Source organism: Paracoccus sp. S4493, assembly GCF_000967735.1.
Taxonomy (GTDB): Bacteria; Pseudomonadota; Alphaproteobacteria; order Rhodobacterales; family Rhodobacteraceae; genus Paracoccus; species Paracoccus marcusii.
Window position 1 is genome coordinate 1 of sequence record NZ_JXYF01000385.1, and the last position, 405, is coordinate 405.

Annotated in this window: 1 pseudogene; it reads right to left on the minus strand. The window is 69.1% G+C overall.

Annotated elements, in window-relative coordinates:
* Nucleotides 1-329 (minus strand): annotated as a pseudogene (locus tag TW83_RS17890) (hypothetical protein); the annotation flags it as partial.
* Nucleotides 330-405 lie beyond the last annotated feature (76 nt).

Here is a 405-nt window from a genome sequence, read left to right on the forward strand (position 1 = left end):
GCCAGGACCAGCGACGCGGCCATTGCCCAGGCCGCCATCGGCCGCGCAGACACCCTGCGCCTGAATGGCACGACGACCGGATCGGAAGCAGGCGTGCCCGCCATGACGGTCGCGATCAGCCGGTCGGGCACGGGTTCCGGAGGATAGGCCGCCTGCAGGCCATGACGGGTATCGGCGAACAGCGCGAAGCGGTCAGCCAAGGCGGGGTCGGTCTCGATCCGCCGCCACAGGCGTTCGGCGGTGGCCTCGTCCAGTTCGCCATCCGCCAGGGCCATCAGCATCTCGTCGCTCTCGTCGTTGGGATCAATCGGGGGGTCGATACGGGTCATCGGATCATGCCTTTGCGGATTGCTTCAGCCCAGCCTGGCCGACAGCAGGGCGGGATCGTCCTGCAGCGCCTGCGCC